The 22,709-nt window shown below is 45.0% G+C and carries 19 protein-coding genes; 5 read left to right on the top strand and 14 right to left on the bottom strand.

Features of this window, described 5'->3' with window-relative positions; translation table 11 throughout:
- Positions 1-301: 301 nt before the first annotated feature.
- From MA_RS03965 to MA_RS03940, 7 genes are all read right to left on the bottom strand, one after another.
- A complete protein-coding gene (locus tag MA_RS03965) occupies positions 302-4,147 on the bottom strand; it encodes a PAS domain S-box protein (RefSeq protein ID WP_011020804.1) in 3,846 nt (1,281 codons plus the stop codon).
- Between the two features lie 414 nt (positions 4,148-4,561).
- A complete protein-coding gene (locus tag MA_RS03960) occupies positions 4,562-7,708 on the bottom strand; it encodes a PocR ligand-binding domain-containing protein (RefSeq protein ID WP_157860097.1) in 3,147 nt (1,048 codons plus the stop codon).
- A 298-nt stretch (positions 7,709-8,006) separates the two neighbouring features.
- A complete protein-coding gene (locus tag MA_RS03955; RefSeq protein WP_011020802.1) occupies positions 8,007-8,861 on the bottom strand; it encodes a metallophosphoesterase in 855 nt (284 codons plus the stop codon).
- A 374-nt stretch (positions 8,862-9,235) separates the two neighbouring features.
- Positions 9,236-9,385: a hypothetical protein gene (locus MA_RS27845; RefSeq protein WP_162013067.1), complete on the bottom strand. Its 150-nt coding sequence runs from the start codon at positions 9,383-9,385 to the stop codon at positions 9,236-9,238.
- A gap of 170 nt (positions 9,386-9,555) precedes the next feature.
- On the bottom strand, positions 9,556-9,699 hold the full coding sequence (locus MA_RS28365; RefSeq protein WP_226990751.1) for a hypothetical protein: 144 nt from the start codon (positions 9,697-9,699) through the stop codon (positions 9,556-9,558).
- Positions 9,700-9,710: 11 nt separating this feature from the next.
- On the bottom strand, positions 9,711-10,532 hold the full coding sequence (locus tag MA_RS03945) for a linear amide C-N hydrolase (RefSeq protein ID WP_011020800.1): 822 nt from the start codon (positions 10,530-10,532) through the stop codon (positions 9,711-9,713).
- Between the two features lie 50 nt (positions 10,533-10,582).
- On the bottom strand, positions 10,583-10,933 hold the full coding sequence (locus tag MA_RS03940) for a hypothetical protein (protein ID WP_011020799.1): 351 nt from the start codon (positions 10,931-10,933) through the stop codon (positions 10,583-10,585).
- Positions 10,934-10,957: 24 nt separating this feature from the next.
- Here MA_RS03940 and MA_RS26505 point away from each other — a divergent pair, with 24 nt between their 5' ends.
- Entirely contained in the window at positions 10,958-11,110 is a 153-nt protein-coding gene (locus MA_RS26505; protein ID WP_157860096.1) for a hypothetical protein, read from the top strand.
- Positions 11,111-11,684: 574 nt separating this feature from the next.
- Here MA_RS26505 and MA_RS03935 read toward each other — a convergent pair.
- The 3 genes from MA_RS03935 to MA_RS03925 all read right to left on the bottom strand — a co-directional run bounded on the left by MA_RS03935 (position 11,685) and on the right by MA_RS03925 (position 13,954).
- Positions 11,685-12,089 (bottom strand): hypothetical protein, encoded by a 405-nt coding sequence (locus MA_RS03935; RefSeq protein WP_226990750.1) that lies wholly within the window; start codon positions 12,087-12,089, stop codon positions 11,685-11,687.
- A gap of 300 nt (positions 12,090-12,389) precedes the next feature.
- Positions 12,390-13,307: a S16 family serine protease gene (locus tag MA_RS03930; protein ID WP_011020797.1), complete on the bottom strand. Its 918-nt coding sequence runs from the start codon at positions 13,305-13,307 to the stop codon at positions 12,390-12,392.
- 188 nt (positions 13,308-13,495) lie between these two features.
- Positions 13,496-13,954 (bottom strand): CU044_2847 family protein, encoded by a 459-nt coding sequence (locus MA_RS03925; protein ID WP_193589514.1) that lies wholly within the window; start codon positions 13,952-13,954, stop codon positions 13,496-13,498.
- 880 nt (positions 13,955-14,834) lie between these two features.
- On the opposite strand from MA_RS03925, the gene MA_RS03920 reads away from it, so the two are divergent.
- Positions 14,835-15,686: a winged helix-turn-helix domain-containing protein gene (locus MA_RS03920; protein ID WP_011020795.1), complete on the top strand. Its 852-nt coding sequence runs from the start codon at positions 14,835-14,837 to the stop codon at positions 15,684-15,686.
- 32 nt (positions 15,687-15,718) lie between these two features.
- Here the strand turns inward: MA_RS03920 and cysS are convergent, their stop codons facing one another.
- Together cysS and MA_RS03910 are read right to left on the bottom strand one after the other, a co-directional pair.
- The gene (cysS, locus tag MA_RS03915) at positions 15,719-17,140 is read right to left on the bottom strand and encodes a cysteine--tRNA ligase (RefSeq protein ID WP_011020794.1); all 1,422 of its coding nucleotides are present in this window, start codon (positions 17,138-17,140) and stop codon (positions 15,719-15,721) included.
- Positions 17,141-17,295: 155 nt separating this feature from the next.
- Positions 17,296-17,889: a Maf family nucleotide pyrophosphatase gene (locus MA_RS03910; protein WP_011020793.1), complete on the bottom strand. Its 594-nt coding sequence runs from the start codon at positions 17,887-17,889 to the stop codon at positions 17,296-17,298.
- A gap of 201 nt (positions 17,890-18,090) precedes the next feature.
- Here MA_RS03910 and MA_RS03905 point away from each other — a divergent pair, with 201 nt between their 5' ends.
- Positions 18,091-19,089: an NAD(P)/FAD-dependent oxidoreductase gene (locus MA_RS03905; protein ID WP_011020792.1), complete on the top strand. Its 999-nt coding sequence runs from the start codon at positions 18,091-18,093 to the stop codon at positions 19,087-19,089.
- A 218-nt stretch (positions 19,090-19,307) separates the two neighbouring features.
- Here the strand turns inward: MA_RS03905 and MA_RS03900 are convergent, their stop codons facing one another.
- Both MA_RS03900 and MA_RS03895 read right to left on the bottom strand, forming a co-directional pair.
- Positions 19,308-19,718, bottom strand: coding sequence for a rhodanese-like domain-containing protein (locus MA_RS03900; RefSeq protein WP_226990749.1), 411 nt, complete (start codon positions 19,716-19,718; stop codon positions 19,308-19,310).
- 308 nt (positions 19,719-20,026) lie between these two features.
- Positions 20,027-20,662, bottom strand: coding sequence for a hypothetical protein (locus MA_RS03895; RefSeq protein ID WP_011020790.1), 636 nt, complete (start codon positions 20,660-20,662; stop codon positions 20,027-20,029).
- 235 nt (positions 20,663-20,897) lie between these two features.
- On the opposite strand from MA_RS03895, the gene MA_RS03890 reads away from it, so the two are divergent.
- Entirely contained in the window at positions 20,898-21,872 is a 975-nt protein-coding gene (locus MA_RS03890; protein ID WP_011020789.1) for a phosphotransferase, read from the top strand.
- A gap of 170 nt (positions 21,873-22,042) precedes the next feature.
- Positions 22,043-22,510 carry a MarR family winged helix-turn-helix transcriptional regulator gene (locus MA_RS03885; RefSeq protein WP_226990748.1) on the top strand — a complete coding sequence of 156 codons (468 nt, stop codon included), beginning with the start codon at positions 22,043-22,045 and terminating at the stop codon, positions 22,508-22,510.
- Positions 22,511-22,709 lie beyond the last annotated feature (199 nt).

The following is a 22,709-nucleotide window of genomic DNA, read 5'->3' as shown; positions in this document are numbered from 1 at the left end:
TTATCAGGAATAATGACTGTATTAGCCGAATTCCTGACATTTATTTTTTTCCATACATCCATGCATTTTATATAAACGTTGAGAAAAGGAGCAGACAGATTAATGAAAATGGCATGCTTCAGGAGAAAAAAATCGCTCCCACAGATTGCTGCAGAAACACTCTCTGTTTATCAATTCACAGGATTTTTTCCCTCGGGGATTTTCGTAAGGTATTCACAGGACCTTTTCATGGGATTTTTTTCACGGGATCTTTTCACGGGATTTTTTCACAGGACCTTTTCACGGGATTTTTTCATAGAATTTATCTTTCCATCACCTTGAATTCAATTCTGGATTCCATCCCTTGATCACGTTTAAGCTCAATATTCCCTTCCAGCTGGTCAACAAGGATGTTTACTAACTGCAGGCCCAGAGACTCGATATTTTCCAATTCTATGTTTTCAGGAATTCCTTTTCCGTCATCTGAAATTGTCAGGCTGAAAATGGACTCCTGCATCTCATTATTCTTTTCTTCCCTGCAAAGCTTGATTCGAATTTCCCCTTCCTTATTTTCAGTGAATGCATGTTTGAGGGAGTTGGAAACGAGTTCGTTAACAATAATTCCTAACGGGACAGCAATATCCATATTGAAGAAGGCATTTTCTTCCAGATCCATATACAGTCGGATATTTTTACTTCTAAAGCTGTAAGTCTGGAAAAGGTTTTCAGCTAATTTTTGGAGATATGTCGGAAAGTCCAGAGTATCGGTTCCTTCTCCTTTATAGAGTTCCTCATGGATTAAGGACATTGAGAGAACCCGGCTCTGGCTTTCCCTGAAGGCTTCGAGTACTTCTTTATCCCGGAACTTTTCAGCCTGGAGATCCAATAGGGAAGAGATTACCTGTAAGTTGTTCTTAATTCTGTGATGGATTTCTTTAATCCGGGTTTTATCGATCTCAGCCAGAGCTTTTTCTGTTTTTTTCTTCTCAGTAATATCGAGAACAAAAGCAATACCTTCACAACGCGCATGATCGAAGGTAGCTATTCCGAGAATGATAGGTACATGCGAGCCATCTTTGCGGATGTATTCCTTCTCGAAGGGCGCGTTCGAGAAGCCAGTGGTTTTCAGTTCCTTAATGCATAGCTCGTCCAGGAGACGGTATTCCGGTGGGGTCATCCTGTCCCACTTGATTCTTCCGGCTTGCAGGTCCTCACGCGTGTAACCGACAATCTCCAGAAACTTATCATTGGCGTCAGTAACCGAACCATCCAGGCTATAGAAAAGAATGCCGAACATATCCGATTCGTAAAACCGACGCAGGCGCGCTTCGCTTTCACGTAACGCCTCCTCAGCCTGCTTACGCTCAGTGATGTCTCTGGCAATAGCTGAGATAGCCACAAGCTCTCCGGATGCATCAAAAATCGGAGAAAGGGTTACTGAAGAATTTATAAGAGTGCCTTCCTTTTTTATACGTATGGTTTCGTAGTGTTTGACTCGTTCTCCCTTTTTAATCCTCTCGATTAACTGTTTCGTTTCCCCTTTTAAATTAGCCGGTTCAAGTATAGAAACATCTTTCCCCAGAATTTCTTCAGCCGAATAACCATAAATCTGCTGTGCTCCCCTGTTCCAGCTAATGATAATTCCTTCAAGAGACTCCGTTACGATAGCATCGTTCGATGATTCCAGAGCATTTGCCAGAGTCTTAATCTTCTCTTCTGATTTTTTACGCTCGGTAATGTCCTGAACTATTCCTATCATTCGAACAGGAGTGTTTTCATTATCAAAAATAACTTCAGCTTGTGCATGGACTACAAGCTCTTCTCCATTAACTGAGGTCATTCTGTAATCAATGTCATATGGAATTCCATTAAAAGCTTCTTCAACGGCATTAGCTACATAGTCTCGATCATCTGGATGTACATAACTTAAAGAGTCATTGTAAGATAAAGCTAATTTTCGAGGGGTGATTCCATAAATACGATAAAGCTCATCAGACCAGTTTGCTTTATCATTTACAATATCCCATTCCCAATTTCCAATATGAGCTATTTTTTGGGCTTTAGCAAGACCTTCCTCACTTTCTTTCAATGAACGGCAAGCCTTCTCAAGCTCTTCCGTACGCTCTTCAACCAGTTTTTCCAAATTATCATGTACTTTTTTTAGAGCTAGTTCTGCTTTCTTGCGTTCAGTGATGTCACGCGCGGCGGCAAAGACCCCAATAATCTCCCCGTTCCCGTCTCTATAAACCGAAGAATTGTACAGGACAGGGGTTACATGTCCATCCTTGTGTCGAATCTCAAGAGAATAATCCCGAGCCTCACCATCTATAAACACCTGCTGATAGCCTGCACGGGCTTTTTCAGGCTCAGTAAAATAGTCTGAAAAATCACTCCCTATCAACTCGCTTCTGGAATATCCGGTAACCTTTTCCGTAGCCACATTCACATCCGTAATCTTGCCGCTACGCCCGATGGTTATTAAAGGGTCCAGACTGGCTTCAATAAGGCTACGATTGTAAAGATTTGATAGTCGGAGGGCCTCCTCCGCTTTTTTGCGCTCTGTAATGTCCCTGATGATAATGACTATCCGGGGCTCTCCATTACCATCCATGAAAAGAGCACTGCTTATTTCTCCAGGAAACGTAGTTCCGTCCTTGCGCCTGTAAGTGAGCTGGGCTTTTGTTGATCCGGTGAGTATAAGTTCGTCCAATACATCGGATACCGCCGGGTCTTCCAGGTCAAACATCACATCGCGCCCCCTGCCGATCAGTTCTTCTTCCGTCCATCCCAGCATCCGGCAGGCGGCTTGATTAGCTGACAGAATTCTCCCTCTATCCCTGGGGTCACTCAGGATAAAGGCATCCACGCTGTGGTCGAACAGCATTCGATACCGCATCTCGCTTTCCCTCAAAGCATCCACCAGAGCATTGCGTTCCGCCAGCGACTGGGCAAGCCTGACATTGGTGTAGCTTAGCTGTGAGATCATGTGGGCAAATTTCATGAAGAAGGACATGACCGTATCCACATACTCCCTGCTCAAGCGCGGAACTTTTTCAAGCGCTGCTATGTATTCTTCCTCATTGAAACCGTATTTTCTGGCCTGAGCCCGGAAAAGCTCATAGTCCAGAGGCTCGTCTTCAAAAAAGAACTGTCCGGAGAAGATATTGCCTACATGCTGCCCTCCAACCACGATGGGAGTCGCTACGTCCCACATATTATTCTTGCACCTGTATAGCTTGAACTCACTAGGGGCAACACCTGCGGATAGCTTTGTGTCACTTTCTATGCAGTGCTTGCAGGCTTCGGGGTGAACTCTATGGAACCTGGTGCAGATGTCCTGCCAGCCAACCCATACAAGGACATTGCCTTTGAGATCGACCAGGCCTATCGTAACGTGTGAAAACTCATAGAAATCGTTCATCAGGGACTGGACCGCCCCGATATCAATGATATCAGCAAGCTCAAGGTTAGATGTTGTCTGTTGAGCAGGCGAAGGAATGTTCTTCGACCTCAGCACAGAGCACGGTTCTTCCGGAGGTATAGCTTCTTCTGCCTGCTTTTGCCCGGAAAGATTTTCCTGCCCGGAATTATCCATCCGTTCCCATTTTCCTTCCCTTTTGATCAAAGCAAATTGATGATTGAAGGCTACGTCAATAATATCGGCTGCACTGCACACATCGAAGGAATAAGGACACAGAGATATCATATGTTGTTTCCCGGTATTGGCATCCCCTCTTTTCTCATAAGCTGCAAAATCTTTCCATTCTTCTTTTTTCAGCCAGGGAGTAGCACCTGCCACCCTGAGCCCGTCATAACCTCTTGAAAGAGCCTGATCGAACTTTTTTGCCCATGCGTTTATGACCTGCTTGGAATCGAAAACCTCCCCATTTACATATCCCTGAGTGTAGGGAACAATTTCGATCTGCCCTTTAGCCAGATAGACATCAATATCAGGAATGGCCGTCCTCAGGGCTTCTTTTGCCTCCTCTACTACCAGTGGTTGCGATGTGACCCAGAAGCAAAATTCGTTATTTTCCAGCCCTGATTTGAAATATGGGATAAGTATGTCCGTCAAATCTTCTTTTGTCTGGTAGAATTGGCAGAAGTGTGTCCCCCAGGGTACATCTCCAATGATATCAATACCGGATTTTCTCAATTTTTCTCTCATTCCGCTCTTCTCCGACCAGAAAATAATTTTTAAAAATCGAAATAAATTGTCTGCGAGTACTTATTATGAGATTTGAGGCTTCTTAAACTTTTTATCGTGTCAAACAGAGTATACTTTATGGAACTTTCAGGAAAAAAATAGAGAATTGTCTGCTGATAATTTTAATATCATATGAAAATTTAAATAAATTATATATTAATATTTCTAAACGTTTTTGATATCCTCCAAGCTTCATGTTTTCTGCCCAGATCGGTCAAGAAATATCGAATGAGTAGTTGACTTCAAGAAAAGATTTGGATCTGATGGGAATATTAGGGTTAAGGATTCCCAAAAAAAACAGGACATAGATTACCGGTTCCTCCTGGAACCATCTAATAAAACTTTTTAATTCCTTCATTTCTTTAATGCCAGGATTTAAGATCTTTCCATCACCTTGAATTCAATTCTGCATTCCGTCCCTTGATCATGTTTAAGCTTAATATTCCCATCCAGCTGGTCAACAAGGATGTTTACTAGCTGCAGTCCGAGTGATTCGACACTTTCCAACTCCACATTTTCAGGAATTCCTTTTCCATTATCTGAAATTGTCAGGCTGAAAAGGGATTTGCTCATTTCACAATCCGATTCTTCCCTGCAAAGCCGGATTCGAATATCTCCTTCTTTTTCAGTGAAAGCGTGTTTGAGAGAATTCGAAACGAGTTCGTTAACAATAATTCCTAACGGGACAGCAATATCCATATTAAAGAAGGCATTTTCTTCCAGATTCATTGACAGGCAAATATTTTTACTCCTAAAGCTGTAAGTCCGGAAAAGGTTTTCAGCTAATTTTTCTAGATATGTTGAAAAGTCCAGAGTATCGGTTTCCCCACCTTTATAGAGTTCCTCATGGATAAGGGACATCGAGAGTACCCGACTCTGGCTTTCCCTGAAAGCCTCAAGTACATCTTTATCCCGGAACTTTTCAGCCTGGAGATCCAATAGGGAAGAGATTACTTGCAGGTTGTTCTTGATCCTGTGATGTATCTCTTTTTTCCTGGCGTCTTCAATTTTTGCCAGGGCTTCTTCTGCCCTGATACGCTCGGTAATGTCTCTGGCAATGGCTGAAACGGCTACAGGCTCTCCTGATGCATCAAAAATAGGAGAGAGAGTTATTGAAACGTTTATTATAGTACCATCCTTTTTTAACCCTAAAGTTCTGTGGCGCTGGATCTTTTCTTTCCGTTTAATCTTTTCGGTTAACTGTTTCATATCTCCTTTAAGATGAAAAGGCTCAAGTATTGACGCATTTTTTCCGAGAATTTCTTCGGCTAAGTACCCATAAATCTGCTCTGCCCCTTTATTCCAGCTGGTAATAATACCATCAAGAGACTTGGTTATTATAGCATCGTCCGAGGATTCCACGGCATCCGCCAGGATCTTAATTTTTTCTTCTGCCCTTTTGCTTTCAGTAATATCCTGGACTGCCCCTCTCATTCGAAGAGGGTTATTTTTCTCATCAAAAACAACTTCTCCCTGTACATGAACTACGCGGTTTTCTCCATCAGCCAGAACAATCCTGGGATCAATGCCAAAGGGCTTTCCTTTTAAAGCCCTTTTAACGGTATTGTCCACATATTCTCGGTCGTCGGGGTGTATGAGATTTAAAATGTCAGTATACGATAAGCCAGATTTCCGGGGACTGCACCCAGCAATCCGAAAAGCTTCATCAGACCAGTACATTTCATCGGTTACAAGATCCCAATCCCAGATTCCAATATGAGCCATTTTTTGAGCTTCAGAGAGACGTCTCTCGTTTTCCACCAGGGCCTTACAAGCTTCTTCAAGTTCAGCCGTGCGTTCTTTAACTTTTTCTTCCAGATTGTCGTATGCTTTTTGAAGAGCCTCCTCGGCCCGTTTGCGCTCGGTGATGTCTATGAATGCAGCAACGGAACCTCGCGGGTTGCCAATTTCATCATGTAGGGGCCTGGCGTTACCCAGCACGTGCCGAATAACGCCGTCAGGATAAACAAAGTCGAACTCGTAATCAAGTAACTCTGTACCGGCAGCCGAGACATGCAACGGCAGATCTACAGGTGAGAGCTCCACCCCGTTCCTGAATACCTTAAAGGTTTCGGGCCTTTCTCCTGGAGGAGAGGATTTGGATGCGTTTGAACCCAGAGGAATGCGGAGCCATTCGTATGAAAGTCGGTTACCGGTTATGTGAAGCGCCCGGGAATCATGTGCTATCCACACGGCAGTAGGTACTGCATCCAGTAATACTGCCATTTCATCCGAGCGAGCTCGTTCACATTTCTCGCTCTCCCTCAGCGCGTCCACCAGCGACTCACGTTCCGTCAGCGACTGGGCAAGCCTGACATTGGTGTAGCTTAGCTGTGAGATCATGTGGGCAAATTTCATGAAGAAGGACATAACCGTATCCACATACCCCCTGCTCAAGCGCGGAACTTTTTCAAGCGCTGCTATGTATTCTTCTTCATTGAAACCGTATTTCCTGGCCTGAGCCCGGAAAAGTTCATAGTCCAGAGGCTCGTCTTCAAAAAAGAACTGTCCGGAGAAGATATTGCCTACATGCTGCCCTCCAACCACGATGGGAGTCGCTACGTCCCACATATTATTCTTGCACCTGTATAGCTTGAACTCTCCAGGGGCAACACCTGCGGATAGCTTTGTGTCACTTTCTATGCAGTGCTTGCAGGCTTCGGGGTGAACTCTATGGAACCTGGTACAGATATCCTGCCATCCGACCCATACAAGAACATTGCCTTTGAGATCGACCAGGCCTATGGTAACGTGTGAAAACTCATAGAAATCGTTCATCAGGGACTGGACCGCCCCGATATCAATGATATCAGCAAGCTCAAGGTTAGCCATCTCCTGGGAAGGAGAAAAAATGTTCTCCAGATTCAGCCCTGGGCGCGGTTCCTCCAGAGGTATAGCTTCTTCTGCCTGTTTTTTCCCGGAGAGATTTTCCCATCCGGAATTATCTATCCGTTCCCATTTTCCTTCCCTTTTGATCAAGGCAAATTGGTGATTGAAGGTCACGTCAATAATATCGGCTGCACTGCACATCTCGAGGAAATAAGGGCACAGAGATATTATCGGTCGTTTCCTGATACTGGAATCCGCTTTTTTCTCATAAGCTACAAAATCGTCCCAGTCCTCTTTTTTCAACCAGGAGGTAGCCCCTGCCACCCTGAGCCCTTCGTAGCCCCTTGATAGAACCCGATCTAACTTATTTACCCACCCGTTTATGACCTGCTCGGAATCAAAAATCCCCTCATTTACATGTCCCTGAGTCTGGGGAACAATTTCGATCTGCCCTTTAGCCAGGTAGACATCAATATCAGGAATGGTCGTCCTCAGGGCTTCTTTTGCCCCCCCCACTTCCAGAGGCTTTGATATGATCCACACGCAAAGCTCGTTATTTTCCAGCCCTGATTTGAAGTAGGGAATAAGTATCTCCATTAAATCTTCTTTTGTCTGGTAGAATTGGCAGAAATGCATTCCCCAGGGCACGTCTCCAATAACATCAATCCCAGACGGTCTCAAGTTTCCTCCCATTCCACTCCTCTCCGGTCACAAAACAATTTTGAAATTCCAGTTTAATTGTCTGAGGGTAATTATTTTGTCTGAGGGTAATTGTCAATTTCATAAAGATAGTTGTATACTAAAGAAAAATGTTACTACTAAATGGTTCCAAAAGAGAAGCCAGGACATAAAAATCAAACAACATGTCTATTTTTGAGTGAAGTTTGGAAGTCAAAAAGAAAATGTACCAATTTTCCATGAAAGCCAGAGCATGTTACAAAATTCAAGCGAAAAAACTATTTTTGCATCAAAAGTTACATTCCATGACAGTTCACGGAGAACCTCCAGAGAGATGTGTCCTTCCCCTTTTTTTGGTTTTAGCTCTTGTATGCTCCAATTTCCGGATATTTTTAAGTAGCCCGAGCCTTGTCCCATCAAGGAGGTACACTTCAGCATTTTCAAGTCCAATCCCTCCTGAAGAAAAAACCGGACCCAGGAGGTCTTCCTGTGTTGACTCATTAAAGGGGACACCTCCGCAGAGTTCGTTAAAAGCTGGCATGATAAAGACCGCAGGGTCTGCCCAGTCTCTCCCGTTTTCAAAATCAAGGTTTCCGAAACGAGTTTTCAGTGTTTCAACATTGAATCGGGTCCTGATCCAGGCAGGTTCAACTATGGAATAACCGAAGTTATCCGTAAAACGGACTGTGGGATGGTTATGGGCGGTAATTACATGGGATGCCGCCAGTAATTCGGGAGCAAGCCAGGTATGCCCGTGGAAATATCCCACTCCGTCAAGGACAGAACCTCTTGCAGAATGGACTTTTATATCCTTTTGCCCGCTAAAGAGAAACTCAACCCCTCCATCGTGGTTTCCCGGGAAAATATCTACATGTGCGTGTTCTGCAAGTGTTTCAAGAAAGAGGGGGATCTCATCCTTCTCCTGCCAGGAAACCTGAGGGACATTGTGCTTCACATCCCCAAGGAGCACTATACGATCAGGGGAACATGTTTGCAGATATCCGAGAACCCGGTCCAGCCTGTCTTTGACCCGGCTAGGCAAATTGATCCCGCTCCTGCAGAGGTCCCACTCGATCCCGAGGTGGATGTCGGCAATGACCAGAGATGTTTCGGTGTTCGTGACTGTGAGAGCGGGTTCGTCAAGGATGGGGGTAATTTCTGGAGGCATAATCGGTGGAAGATCGTTTTCAAGGATTTGAAGAGATTATTTTCATTCTGAAAAGTGAGTTATTCTTGAAAAGAGAACATAAATTCTCAGACCGGCAATAATATGTAATTCACAATATTTAAATGGTCGGGCACTGGCAAATTGTATTCAATAGGTAGGAAAGGAATATTGTGATACAAAAGCACTATTCTTTTAAAAATCAGATAACTGAGAAAACCCGGGAGACACAGTCTCGTAGAGGGGCTGAGCGCAGTATTCCAGGTGGTCATCATCGGTGCCATCATTGCCGGTGCTTTGTCATGACCCCATCGGTTTGACGTGTTGAAAAGAAAACGATGAGAAAAGGATATGAGAGATTTTGGCACCTTACCCATCTACTCGCTACCACGCTCCTTCAGATCCACTTCGATATGCTCCTTCAGATCCACTTCGATATGCTCCTTCAGATCCACTTCGATATGCTCCTTCAGATCCACTTCGATATGCTCCTTCAGATCCACTTCGATATGCTCCTTCAGATCCACTTCGATATATTACTTGTTGTCTTCGCGACTTACATCTCCTTTCTTTTTTAACCTCCGTCACCGAGCCTTGTCCTACACCCCTGCAGGCGTTCTTTTTGATCCCCGAGTCTCAACAACGGACACGAACGCTGGTGCCGGCCAGGCAGGGACAACCTGAATAGTCATTCTCTTCACGGCGCGAGGAACTTGAAGGGCTCGGCCGGTTCGAACTTCGAGGAGACATCCCCACCCACATCCCCGGGAACGCCAAGCTGGAGCACCATCGACTTCGCGCCAGGGCTCAGATCGAGCCTGTCGACGTCCACCCAGATCACTGACGGATTTATCACGGAGTCGAAGTAGTAACGTTTTGCATCGTGGTCGATAACGGTTCGCCACAGCGTCGACGAGATGTTAGGCTTGTCGGGATCGCTCTGCCGGGCGGAACGCCTATGGACCGCATCTGGGATAGTACCGCCGCGACCGCTGCACGCCGATCCTTAAACCTGGGCGACGACTTGAGCGCGTAGCTGGCGCGCACGAAGCGGTCGGCGGCGCTGATGGTTCCGGGCAAGAAGTTCTTTCCGCCGATCAGATCCCAGTAGGCATTGATGGCCAGCTGCTGGTCGTAGATGGGCGAGTTCGTCATGACCCGGTACTCACGATCATGGTGGATCTGCAGCTTTCCGCCGATGTACTCGAGGACGGCCGAATCACCAGTGGCGTCGGAGAGCGAAAAGTGAACACTGACCGGCCTCCCGTTCGGAGCGTTGGCGGCAATTACCGTGACGGGGTCGGACCGTATCCCCTCGACGGCCTCAGCCACACTCCCATAGTTGTCTAACAGGTACTGGAGCAATGCCCCCACCGAAATCGTGGGCTTTCCGCTGGTCTTCGCGTCCCCGTAGTCGGCCTCAGCCAGGTAGAGCAAGTTGCCGGCCATCTCTGCTTCATTCACCCCATCGGAAGTTACCAGGTTGTAAGCGCTAAAGATCAGCGAGCCATACTTTGAGGTCCAGGTGATCGAATCAGCCCCAACGCCGCCATCTCGCTTCATGACGCGGGGAAAGATCCAGCAGTATGTATCCATCTGCAGGTCATTCCAGTCCATGCTGCGCCCCGTGACGTAGGTCCCGGTGCCCGTTTCGTAAAGAATGCGTGTACACATGTGTTAACCTCCTTCCTTCTGTTGCCTGTCGAGCTTGAAATCAAGTTTTCTCACAGGCAGATTTTTTCCGAAATGGATCGACGCTGTTGATAAGCAGAATTTCCCATTTCCATTCCTTTATCATCATGCGTTCGAATAGCGGTGGACAGGAACTCCGATAACCGCAGATTGTAGTAGAGGGCGTGGTCTCCGCCCATCTGGTAGTGGAAATTCTCGAAATACTTCCTTGCTTCTGCCACAAAGTCAGCAGAGAAGCCCTGTTTTGCTGCGCTGACCAGCAGGGTCGTCCTGGCCCCCGGAACCTCCAGGTATTTTGCCAGAGGGTTATCTGCGGCGATGGCGATGGTTCCTACCCCCACAACTAGAGTCGCCATGCTGAGTGGAAAAAACGTGTGCCTCATCGTGATCGCTCCTGATACTTTAGTTTGCTCGAATTAGAGTCCAGAACCGACATGCACCCGGATCCCGGGATCTCGTACCCCGCATTGTACATTCCCCACCAGACGTCCAGGTCAACCGGCTTGAACTGCGTCCTGACCTCGAGCTTGAAGCTGACCGGCTGCCTGAGGAAAAACTGAATTCCTCAGGGGTATGGACGAAGAAGGCAATCATTAATAATATAGGGCTTTTATAAAAAAAACATATTAATCTGGTATACTGAAACTAGATAAGGGATTTTAAAATAGAAGTTGAGATCCTTTACTATTGCATTATACTGTAATCAGGCACAGAGTAGTAGCTGTTCCGGGATGAACTATTTTTGATGAAGCTGCTAATTTAGAGAAATTAAAGCAGCTACTACCAAAAAAAGTAGACACATAAGAGACGGAAATGGAAAAAGTCCTCCAAAGAAACTTTCTTTTCTTCAATTTGAAAAGTTCAATTTTTCCCGGACCTGCGTACGTACACAATAACTGGTATGACTGCTGCCGCAGATATAAACTCAAAACTGGAAAAACTGGCATTCTCGCGTCCAGAAGTTTCGGAACCAAGATTCCCTGCATCTGAAACCTGAGCTTTGAAACTGCTGTAATCACCGTTTGAAAGAGAGAAAAAAGCCTTATTCGTAACTTTAATTAAAGGAGAATTCGATTCAGTCTCACCTCATCGTAAAACTCAAAACCGGCTCAAAGTACTTACCACACTCAGTGCTCATCTCGAATCTTTTTCCGAAAGTTTTTCGACCTTTTCCGAGAGTTCTTTGATCATCTTCCGCATCTCTGCAAGCTCATCCTGAACCTCAAGAATCCTGTCATACATGGGGCTCCGGTTGTCCTTAACCGCCTGTTCCTGGGAAAAACGCTGTTTGCTCGGCAAGACATAAACGTACACCATCCACATAGCAACAAAGCCTATGGTGCCCAACCCCGCAAGAAAGAGCAAATAATGCGGGAAAACGGTCCTGATATACGAGTCTCCTTCACTGTAATACTGAAGTCGGGAAATCATAAGGAAATTGAGGATTGAAAACAGAAACATTGCCTCCCCCACAAGGGTGAGCATTCCCCCGACCCGGGTAGACATTTTCCTCTGTTTTGGGATTAATTTATCAAGCACTCCGGTCACCTCTGGAATCAAAAGTAGAAGATAAAAGTTCAGATATAAGAATTATGACTATCGAAGAATATAAAATCTAGCAGGGCCAGGCTCATTAATTAATTACGCAGTCCAATATAACTCAGAACCGGGAGCCTGCTATTGGAGAAAATAGAAGATTTTCAGATCCTGATTTGTAAATATTCCATGCCTGTAAGGATAAAGGGAAGGAAAGAAAAACAAAAAGGTTAAAGGAAAGGGATGTAGAAAAAATCCCTTTTCAGAACTTTTTAAAAATAAAAATGTAGGAAGGCGTCAAGTTTACGTCTCATACTCCAGCACGTCCTCAATAGTGTCAACGTACTCGACATTTATCCCGACATTTTCCTCGATATATTCTTCGGCGTCCACAGTTTCCGGAACTCTCTGGACGACATCAATGCCTCCGATTTTTCGGCTTACAAGTTTATAAGTGACAAGCTCGCTGTTTTCTCTGGGCAAAAGGAAGAGAGTTTTTCCTCCGGCTTCTGCTGCCGTAGCTTTTTCAAAGACCCCGCCTATTTCTCCGACGTTCCCTTCATCGTCAATTGTGCCTGTAAGGGTGATGCTGTCATTAAGTTCGGTGCCGTTGATAGCGGAAATTGTAAGAAGGGTCATGAGAGCCCCTGCACTCGAACCGTCAACGCCCGGGATCTCCTGATCAGAGGCAATGCTGAAAATAACATCGCTGCCTGAGAGAGAAACTCCGGTCTCCTGCTGAGCCACGAAAACTGCAGTATTTGCAGCGTCCTGAAAAACCACACCCATAAGAGGAGTGGTCTGGACAAGCACCCGGCCTTTTCCGGATCTGGTTTCAGTCGAGATGTTGAGAAGGGTCCCCTCTTCGGAGATCACCTCCCTGACAAAAGGCCCTGACTTTTCCAGTTCAACGTTCTGGAAAACGGCAGGAGCCTGCAGAGTGGCAAAACCCTCCATACCTGCAGGGCATGCCTGGAGGTTATTTTCGAGTTCGAAAACCCTCTCCCGGTAGAAGTCCAGCTGGGAAGCATAGGACTGGAGAGACTGGTTATTCTGAGATACCTGCGTTTCAAGTCTATTATTGTCCTTTTCAAGGGAATTTATACGTTCCTGCATTTCCTGGACCTGCTCCCCCTCAACCGGAGCCTGATAGAAAAAGACAAAGTAAGCATTCGCAACAAGCGAAAGGACAAGGATAAGGGCAAGAAGTTTGGATTTCATATAGTGAATTACTTTGCGCAGCTTGTACTTATTTTTTCCTTCAAGAATCCAGTATTTTTAAGTAAATGTATTCGCTGGAAAGACAGCTATCAGGAAGACTGGATATAAGCGTTATCAGGATGGTTGACATAGCCGATTTTATCAGGAAGGCTGAACATAATCTATTTTTAGCTCTTATGGCTGGGCTTTCAGGAGTATAGCTTTCGTTTTTTGCCTTCGCCTTCCTGCATATATTGTTCCTCGCCCTGTTCTATAGCTTCTCCACTGTCTTTCCCGTCTTGCTTCCACATCAGTGTTACCTTCAGGTTTGTTTCCTTTTCGGACTTGGTAATGACCGCCTTTCCGTCCGTAGTAAGGCGAATGTTAAAAGCCAGGTGTACCTGAGAGGGACGGCGCTCGACAGGCATTTTCTCCACAGTATCTCCTACCTTTTTTGAGAGTTCCTTGATAAGAAGCATTGCACTGTTAATCGAATCTATGGATTTTTCTTCCACGGCTTTCGGAGATACGAGCGTCATTTTTATCGTGCCTGGAGCATGCCCCAGTTCGGCTAAAACCGGGCCTATTTTTACAGCTTCCTTGCCGGACTTTTCATTTTCATCCTTATTTGTGCTCGTGTCTTTAGTGATCAGGTCTTTAAAGTTCATGCATTCCCCCCGGAGACGATAAGGGACGTATGAAAGAAAAAAGGATACGGCCCAGAAAGAACGAAATAAGATATATGAAATAGTATATAATTGGATAAATAATTGTTGACACATTTCAGATGTTGCTGGATTCCGCAGTTTATCTTCCTGGCGAAGATAGAGAAAAAATCAGGGGTTTTGGCTCTAAAAACAGAAAATTAAGGGGAAAAACAGCTAAAAACAGAAATTGAAGAAAAAACAGCTAAAATAGAAGCTTGAGGAGAAAGCCTTAAAAATAAAAAAATAGAGGAAAAAACAACTAAAAATAGAAAATTGAGGAGAAAACAACTAAAAATAGAAAATTGAGGAGAAAACAACTAAAAACAGAGAAACTTTGCAGCATAGATTTTTTGCAGCATAGATTTTTTGCAGCATAGATTTTTTGCAGCATAGATTTTTTGCAGCATAGATTTTCAGTTTTCAAGAAAAAGAGAGCATTAATCCCCTTTTATTGAAGGGAAATTAATGCTGCAAACCTCTTTTTCGGGTGGCGTGTCGTTGTCAAATTGTAGGTTTACATTCATCTTTTGTTGTTACTTCTTTTCCTTTTCTTCCGCAAGAACAACCTTTTTACCGCAAAGGTTGCAGTTCCCTTCTTCGGTTATACAGGGCTGTTTCGGGGCTTCCCCTCCGCAAATACCGCATTTTACCATATTTTTCTCACCTCCGCCTTCAAGTACTGGCATTTATGCCATTAGTAATCTGTAAGTCATTGATTTATACTTAATCGGCACCAAAATATACTAAATGCATTCCAGTGCCCTGAAAGAATTCATATATCCCAATGACCTTTAGAGTTGTAACAGAAACTTATTAAGGAAAGCAGGAAGATGTAAAAAATATGAAAGATAGCGCTAGGAAAAAAGAAAAACTCCCTGAAAGCCCTGCAGCCCCGGAAGACCCGGAAATGGCGGAAATAAAGGCCATCAGGGAAAAGCTTTGCGATATGCACAGCGATATCAAAAAAGTAATGGAATACTCAAACAGGCTACGCTTTGAAACGGCTCTGGAATGTTCGAGAAAGGAGTATTCAAACGCGATTCTCAGTCACCTCTATGAGGATATCGAAACAGGACTTGAAAAAAATATGGTGAAAAAATGTCCTGAAAAAGAGAACTGCAGGTCTGCCTTTTCAGCCCTTCTTCAGAGGAATGCAGGGCTTATAAAACAGGGCAGAGTGGATGAGGATCTTGTTTCGGGGAATAGAGAAAAACTCCAGGAAATGAGATGCAGAGCCCCTTACAACAAGTGTGAACAGTGTTTTTCCGAGGTATCCACCCTTTTTACAAAACAGGTCAATCTTATGCGCTCGATGAGGATTTATGCTGACAACCAGGGACAGAAACCTGATATTTTAGCCCTTGAGCCCGGCATCCTCATGAGAGAAATCCTCGAACCGGTATCCAATCCCCAGCGCCTGGAAATCCTGAGAGCTGTGGCTTTTGAGACTAAAAGCTTCTCAGCCTTTTCCGAAATCACAGGCCTCAGAGGCGGAAACCTGCTCTTTCACCTGCAGAAGCTCATGGACAGCGGGCTTATCATGCAGCAGCACGAAAGAGGGGATTATATGATTACGGAAAAGGGGTTCAAGATCCTGCAGAGCCTGAACGAATTATATTCCTCTCTCCAGTGTTCCCCGCTGCAGATCCCTGCCGGCAAAAAAACAGGAGAAAAAGAAGAAATTCGAATTTGATTTTCCAGGAGTCGGGGCAGGGAAGTAAATTATTAACTCTCTTCAGCTTTCTTTACATTCGGCCCTTCTTTTTTATCCTGTATGATATAACCAAGGGTCCTTATTTTCTCCCTGAGGGTATCGGAAGTTCCCCAATCCTTCTTTTTCCGGGCAGCCTCACGTTCCTCCACAAGCCTGAAAACCTCTTCCGGGATTTCCTCTTTGCCTGCCTGTGCAAAAAGGCCCAGGACATCCGAAAACTTCCTGTAGAGAGTATGCACCTTTTCCAGAACTTTCCTGTTTTTTCCGGCTTCAAGGTATAAGTTAGCTGTGCGCGAAAGTTCCCTGAAAACGGTCAGGGCTCTGGGGGTATTGAAGTCGTCTTCAAGGGCATGCCTGAACTGAGTCTCAAGTTCGGGAAGAGCTTTAAGGGTCTCCAGGTCTCCGGGGTACGATTTATCGTCTGCCCCCTTCAGGGAAAATTCGAGGTTGTCGAGGGTCTCTTTAAGCCGCAGATAGTTGTTTTTTGCATTTTCTGCAAAGGCTTCGGAATAGTCCAGTTTTTTCCGGTAATGCACTGAAAGGAACATGAAACGGACAACTTCGCCCCCGTACTTTTCAACGATCTCGGGCAGGGTGAAAACATTTCTTTTGGACTTGCTCATCTTCTCCCCCTCGACTATAAGGTGCTCCCCATGAATCCAGGTGCACACGAAGGGCTTTCCGGTTGCGCCTTCGGACTGGGCTATCTCATTTTCATGGTGCGGGAAGATCAGGTCCACGCCTCCTGTATGGATGTCCAGGGTAGGCCCGAAACTGTTCATTGCCATTACCGAGCATTCGATATGCCAGCCAGGACGGATTTTTCCCCAGGGGCTGTCGTAATATATCCCCCTTTCGATCTCTTCAGGCGTTGAAGCTTTCAGGAGGGCAAAGTCCCGCGGGTTGTCCTTATCATACTCGTCAACGTCCACAGACGCTCCGATCAGGATGTTGTCAAAATTAAGCCTGGAAAGCTTGCCGTATTCCGGGAATCCTGAAATCCTGTAATAGACTGAACCGTCTTTTTCGTAAGCCAGCCCCTTTTCGATCAGTTTCCGTGCAAGTTCGATCATGCCGTCAACGTTTTCCGTAGCCCTCGGATACGCAAAAGCCCGCTTTATGTTCAACATGTCAAGGCCTTTGAAGAACTCGGCCGTGTATTTGTCCGTAAAGTCTTTAAGAGTCATCCCGGCTGCTTTTGAGTCCCTGATAGTTTTGTCATCGATGTCCGTAATGTTCATCACGAGTTTTACCCTGTACCCGAGGTATTCGAGGGCCCGCAAGACGTTGTCCGTCATCAGAAAGGTTCGGTAGTTTCCTATGTGGGGCATATTGTAGACCGTGGGCCCACAGGCATAAATCGAAATCTCGCCTTCCTTTACAGGTTTGAATATCTCCTTTTCTCGTGTCAGGGTATTGTAGACTTGCAACATTCGGAACACCTCTGGTTGTTAAATTCCAGATAAATTAGCCCTATCCGCTATTAGCCTTATCTGCTATTATTACTTCCAATTGCTTTATTACTTTTGCAACGCCTGGTAAACTCCCTGAATAAAACAGCCTGAAGTTTCCGGGTGGAAAAAAAGAATCAGGAAAAGCCTTCATCAAACACCGAAACCCCAAGCCTTTCCAGAATTTTCCCCAACCGAAAAAGAGGGAGCCCGACAGCATTAAAAAAATCCCCCTCTACTTTTTCCACCAGCACCGCCCCTTTTCCCTGAGCTGCAAAAGCCCCGGCTTTATCCAGAGGCTCTCCTGTCCTGACATAGGCTAAAATCTGTTCTTTGCTTAATTCAGCCAGCCAGACGTTTGTTGATTCGAATTCACTTGTTTCCTTCCCGCTGTCAAGGTCCAGAACGGTAAGCCCTGTTATGACCCTGAACTTTTTCCCGCTCAGCTTTTCCAGCATTTTTTCAGCATTTTCGGGAGAGCCGGGCTTTCCGAGCACCTCACCTTCACAGAGCACCGACGTATCGGCAGATATCACAAGCCCGGAATCAAAGTGTTTTGCCACATCCCTTGCTTTCTCAACAGAGTGCTTCAAAAGCAACTCTTCAGGGTCCAGCCCCGGCTGAGGAGGTTCTTCATAAGAACTCGGGTAAACAACAAAATTGTCTCCGATCAGCTGTTTAAGCAGTTCTTTTCGCCTTGGGGATGCGGACGCGAGAATTATCCTGCGCATGAGGAAAAAATCTGAACGGATAGGATATATTTGTATGGATAAAAGAAAAAAAGGAAAAAATGCGGTATAAATATGGCGCATGTAGAGTTTTTCAGCGTAGTTCATATTTTCCACAGTTTACGCCTTCACATTAAAAATCGCCGGTAAACTCCAAAAAACAACTATAAATAATACCGAGTTCCACTTTATGCTGGTGTTGACATGGAAAAAGAAGTAAATATCCTGGGTGGAGGAATAAGCGGTCTGGGATGTGCGATAATTCTTCGCAAAAACGGATACGATGTTAACGTTTTTGAAAAAAAGAATGATTCCGGCAAAAGGTTTCATAATGACTGGCAGGGCCTGGAAAACTGGTCTGAAAAAGTCGATGTCCTGAAACAGATAGAATCATACGGGATTGAACTGTCTTTTGATTACGAGCCGGTATCCGAATTAACCATTCATTATTCCAGCAAGGCAAAAACCATCAAAGGAAAAAATGCCTGTTACCTGGTAAGAAGGGGAAGCAGCACAGGCTGCCTGGATACCAGCTTACGCAAGCAGGCTGAGGAACTGGGCGTAAATATCCATATGGGTTCCGTACCTGGGGAAGGAGTACCTGTAAAAGTAAACGCAACCGGTCCAAGAAATGCAAATATCCTCGCAAGGGGAATCAAATTCGATACGGGCATTGAAAAAAGCTATCACATGGCTTTTGGCGATGATATAGCCCGGGGATTTTACTCCTATCTCCTGATTAAAAACGGGCACGGAACGATTGCAACTGTTTTTGACCGCAAAAATGTCCACCATGCCGATGAGTTCCTCAGAAAAACAGTTAACTATTTTTCGGAATACCTTGACGAAAAGGATGTAGCTTCCGGTAAAAAATTTGGCGGTTACGGGCACTTTGAAATAAAGAAAAATCTTTATGATGAAAACGACGCGATGCTTGTAGGAGAAGCAGGCGGATTTCAGGACTACTTCTGGGGATTTGGAATGAGATATGCTTTCCAGAGCGCCAATTTTGCCGCAAGAAGCATAATGGGGGAAGGGACTTATGAGGATTTGATAAAAGAGAACCTGACCAGGAAAATGGAGCACTCAAAAAGAAACAGGTTTTTGTTCGAAATGCTGGGCCCTCTGGCTTATCCTTTTGCATATCATTTGTTTGCCGTCAGTAAAGATCCCCTCAAACTTTTGAACCGAGTGTATAGATGATGAAATGTAAATCGGGCTGAAAGAACCCTGATACAAACGGAAAAACGGGTGACCCGACCTCTGTCCTGTTTTTCATCCCAATCATTTGCATACTTAATCAGAGGGATTGATCTTGAAGGGATTGATCTTGAAGGGATTGATCTTTAATTTTTAAGAGAATACAGAAAAAAATAATAGTATCTCAGTCTGAATATCCCAGTCTGAATATCCCGGTCTACTTAACTTACAACAGGATACCCTGCGCCTATCCAGGCGGTGATCCCGCCCTCCATATTGTAGACATCAGAGTATCCTGCAGTTACCAGGATTTTGCTGGCAGTAATGCTCCTGTGCCCCGTCCTGCAGTAAACGAGTATTTTTTTGTCTCTCGGGACTTCGTTTATTCGGGCCTCAAGCAGCTGATCAGGGCTCAAATTTGACCCGCCGGAATTCGTAACAGGAATCAGGGTTGCCCCTTCAATATGTGAGGAATTGAACTCTGCAGGGGTGCGGACATCAAGTATGAAGACCTCGTCTTTTTCGATCATTCCCCTGGCTTCTTCAACACTCACGGTCTCAAATCCGGCCGGACTTTCAGGTACGGAAGGACTGTCTTCAGGTCTTAAGGCGAAAAGCAATACTGTTATCAAAAAAACTAAAAAAATGGCTATATAGGTCAAATCCTGTTTGTTCAATTCGATCCTCTCGTTCTCAGAGCCTCTATTTTATTATTGATATCCAGATACCGATCTCTGAAAATGATTTTACATATGGTGTTTTCGTTCACATAATTTTTCCTTTCCGCAGGCACTCTTCTTGAAGACCATCTTCCTATAGGCTATCTTTCCAGAATCATTTTCCCTGAATCATTTTCCTGAATATCCTGCACAGACATTTCTTTCAGGAAAGAGAATTACGAATAAAATCTTCCTTTACCTTTATCAACAGGTTTCAATCGTTACCCCGCAAGAATGTAATTTGCAACAAGGCTGAACCCGATAAAACCGATTAAAGCAAAAACTGCATAGGCTTTATCGGATTTGGCAGGGTTGCCTTTTGTGAACCCGAAAAAAGAATTGATGTTAAGTAGATGCCCGAAAGCCCCCAGCGCCAGCAAACCTGGGATGTAAGCAGGAGGCATGACCAGAATGGTCACCAGCGCATAAAAAACATATTCGAATACGAAAGCAATGAGGGGGTATTTCCATAACCCGAATCCCACTTTTCTGCCACCTTTAAATCCGGTCACAGGAAGGTCATGCAGGTGCACGACAATGTCCAGGAACCAGTGCGAAACAGACGCAAAGATAAAAATGACTCCTGCCAGAGGGCTCATGAAAACTCCCAGGATAATACCCGCAATACATGAGATCAAAAAAGAGATCAATAGTGAATGGGAGTAAGGGTAGCTTACGAATTTGATATGCTTCTGGAGAGGCGACTCTTTGTTGATTTCCACTTTTTCGAGCCCGAGAAACACAAAGAAGGGCCAGAGTATATCCGGGAACCCGACTCCTATGAGGGGCACTAAAGGCGGAACTTCAGGAAACATGCCGATCAGTAAATACGCAACAGCAAAATGTCCGATGTACACAAATAAAGTTTGTTCCGTTGGGATTTAGTCCTTTTCTGGTTTAACAAAATAGGAGATTAAAGGGTATCAAGGTCCTGTACATAATTCAAAATTTATTGACTATGAGCAGGATAGTTCGGGAACTGTCCGGTGCTTTTATACCCTGAAGCTCAAATTGAGTACGGACAGGAAGATTGAATATTCCAGTACAGGTAATTATTTCAATATTTGATATACGAGATCGGGAAGAATCCCGATGTCTGTTGCTGAAACCGGGGGGATTTTAGTTTCAGAGAAATACGTTCGTAAATTGAAGCATGGAGATTCTTTCAGGGACTGGCTGGTCTGGGTGCAGGGGCACAGGATAAAGGATTTCAGGTGCAATGTCAGGGAATTCAGGGTCAGGCCGGCATCCCACAAGGTCTGCAGATATGAGTTTGAAGGGGAAGGCTTTAGCGTTATTGCAAAATTCTTAGAAAAACCCACCGGAAAGATAAAAAAATACGATTGCAAGAAAGCTATGCTGAACGAGTATTACAAACTCAAAAAGCTTGAGAAAATAATCGATATCCCCTGTCCTATTGCAGCAAACAGGCATTTCGACTGCGTGCTCGTGACAGAATACATTCCCGGAAAGCCCTTTTCCTGGTACCTGAAAAACGAAAAGGACCTGGACGAAAAGTTAAGAGCCGTAGCCCACCTGCTTGGCAAACTCCACAGGGACACGAAAAGCAATTACGAAAAAGAGAGGGATTTTACAAAGATCCGCAAAAATCTGGCCCATATGCCCCTGCGCGGCTCTACCAGGCGGCGGTATGAAAAAAAGCTTGAGAGATGGGAAAAAGGCTCGCGCCTGGACAGGGTTCACGGCTGCACCACACACACCGATGCCACTCCGGCAAACTACCTTTTCTGCAGGGGTAAAATCTATGCAATTGACCTCGAACTCTCCACAGAGCACGGATATTTTGCCCACGACCTCGGGATATTGAGCGCCGAAGTCTTCCACCATTTTGCACGAAAAGGTACCGCTTCTGCCGCTATTCCCCATATCAAAGGCTTCCTCCGAAACTACAGCCGGGACGAAAAAGAATACCACCAGATAAAGCAGGTCCTCCCCCTCTACATGAGCTACGGGCTGCTGAGAGTGGCCTGGAGGAGCAAGGATCCCGGACACCAGAAATACCTTATAAATAAAGCCCTCGAACTCCTGGACAGACCTGCCCTGTAAGTACAGGCATGTGAAGATATTAAGGACAAGCCGTCCCGGAAAAGGGAGTGGAAAAGAGCAGAAAGGGCAGGAATGAATTCTATCAAAAAAAATATAAGGAATTCATTCCCAATTCCTGCAAGAAAAGCATACATCAGGAATTACAATTAAGGAAAAAGCAGGTAGAGATTTTGAACCCGGACGAAAAGGTCACCACCCTTCTTGAGACTGGAATCCGTACCCTGAACAAAGCATACATGCTTGAAAAAAAATCCGTGGATCTCGGAAACGGCATACTACTCTACCCTTCGGAATTCCATATAATAGAAGTGGTCGGAAAATACCCGGAAAAGAACCTGGCGTCCATCGCTTCCCATCTCGGAGTGACCAGGGGGGCAATCTCCCAGATGGTGAGGAAACTCGAGAAAAAAGGGCTCGTAAAAAGAGTCCGAACCCCTAACAATAAGAAGAATATTATGCTTGAACTCACCGGTTTCGGAAAGGAAGCCTTCGAGTGGCACAAAGCCCTCCACGAGTCCCTCGAAACCGGAATCCGGGAAGAGCTTGAGCAGATGAGTGATGCAGATATAGAAAAGCTGCTCAGGGTCCACAGGCATTTTGAAAGAATGCTGGACCGCTGCATTGAACGGTACGAATGAGCAGAACAACCCCTAGACGTTCAGCCCGAAACTTTTGAAGGAACAGAGCTAAAGAAATAGGGGGAATTTTGTATAGTAGCTAAATTAAAATAGTTTGGGGATTATTGTACCAATATTGCTTAGTAGCTATACAATAGATCATACAATATGATTTTCAATATGGCTTTCAACATAGTTTCACAATTAACTTCTCAATATA

This window comes from Methanosarcina acetivorans C2A (genome assembly GCF_000007345.1).
Classification (GTDB): Archaea; Halobacteriota; Methanosarcinia; order Methanosarcinales; family Methanosarcinaceae; genus Methanosarcina; species Methanosarcina acetivorans.
The sequence above is the reverse complement of the archived record's forward strand: the minus strand, read 5'-3'. Positions and strand labels throughout refer to the sequence as shown.

What these genes read in the sequence shown, in the direction of transcription:
- MA_RS03965 (WP_011020804.1), bottom strand. Translation starts at nt 4,147, where the DNA reads ATGAGAGAAAAATTGAGAAAATCCGGTATTGATATCATTGGAGATGTA.
- MA_RS03960 (WP_157860097.1), bottom strand. Translation starts at nt 7,708, where the DNA reads ATGGGAGGAAACTTGAGACCGTCTGGGATTGATGTTATTGGAGACGTG.
- MA_RS03955 (WP_011020802.1), bottom strand. Translation starts at nt 8,861, where the DNA reads ATGCCTCCAGAAATTACCCCCATCCTTGACGAACCCGCTCTCACAGTC.
- MA_RS03945 (WP_011020800.1), bottom strand. Translation starts at nt 10,532, where the DNA reads ATGTGTACACGCATTCTTTACGAAACGGGCACCGGGACCTACGTCACG.
- MA_RS03940 (WP_011020799.1), bottom strand. Translation starts at nt 10,933, where the DNA reads ATGAGGCACACGTTTTTTCCACTCAGCATGGCGACTCTAGTTGTGGGG.
- MA_RS03930 (WP_011020797.1), bottom strand. Translation starts at nt 13,307, where the DNA reads ATGAAATCCAAACTTCTTGCCCTTATCCTTGTCCTTTCGCTTGTTGCG.
- MA_RS03925 (WP_193589514.1), bottom strand. Translation starts at nt 13,954, where the DNA reads ATGAACTTTAAAGACCTGATCACTAAAGACACGAGCACAAATAAGGAT.
- MA_RS03920 (WP_011020795.1), top strand. Translation starts at nt 14,835, where the DNA reads ATGAAAGATAGCGCTAGGAAAAAAGAAAAACTCCCTGAAAGCCCTGCA.
- cysS (WP_011020794.1), bottom strand. Translation starts at nt 17,140, where the DNA reads ATGTTGCAAGTCTACAATACCCTGACACGAGAAAAGGAGATATTCAAA.
- MA_RS03910 (WP_011020793.1), bottom strand. Translation starts at nt 17,889, where the DNA reads ATGCGCAGGATAATTCTCGCGTCCGCATCCCCAAGGCGAAAAGAACTG.
- MA_RS03905 (WP_011020792.1), top strand. Translation starts at nt 18,091, where the DNA reads ATGGAAAAAGAAGTAAATATCCTGGGTGGAGGAATAAGCGGTCTGGGA.
- MA_RS03890 (WP_011020789.1), top strand. Translation starts at nt 20,898, where the DNA reads ATGTCTGTTGCTGAAACCGGGGGGATTTTAGTTTCAGAGAAATACGTT.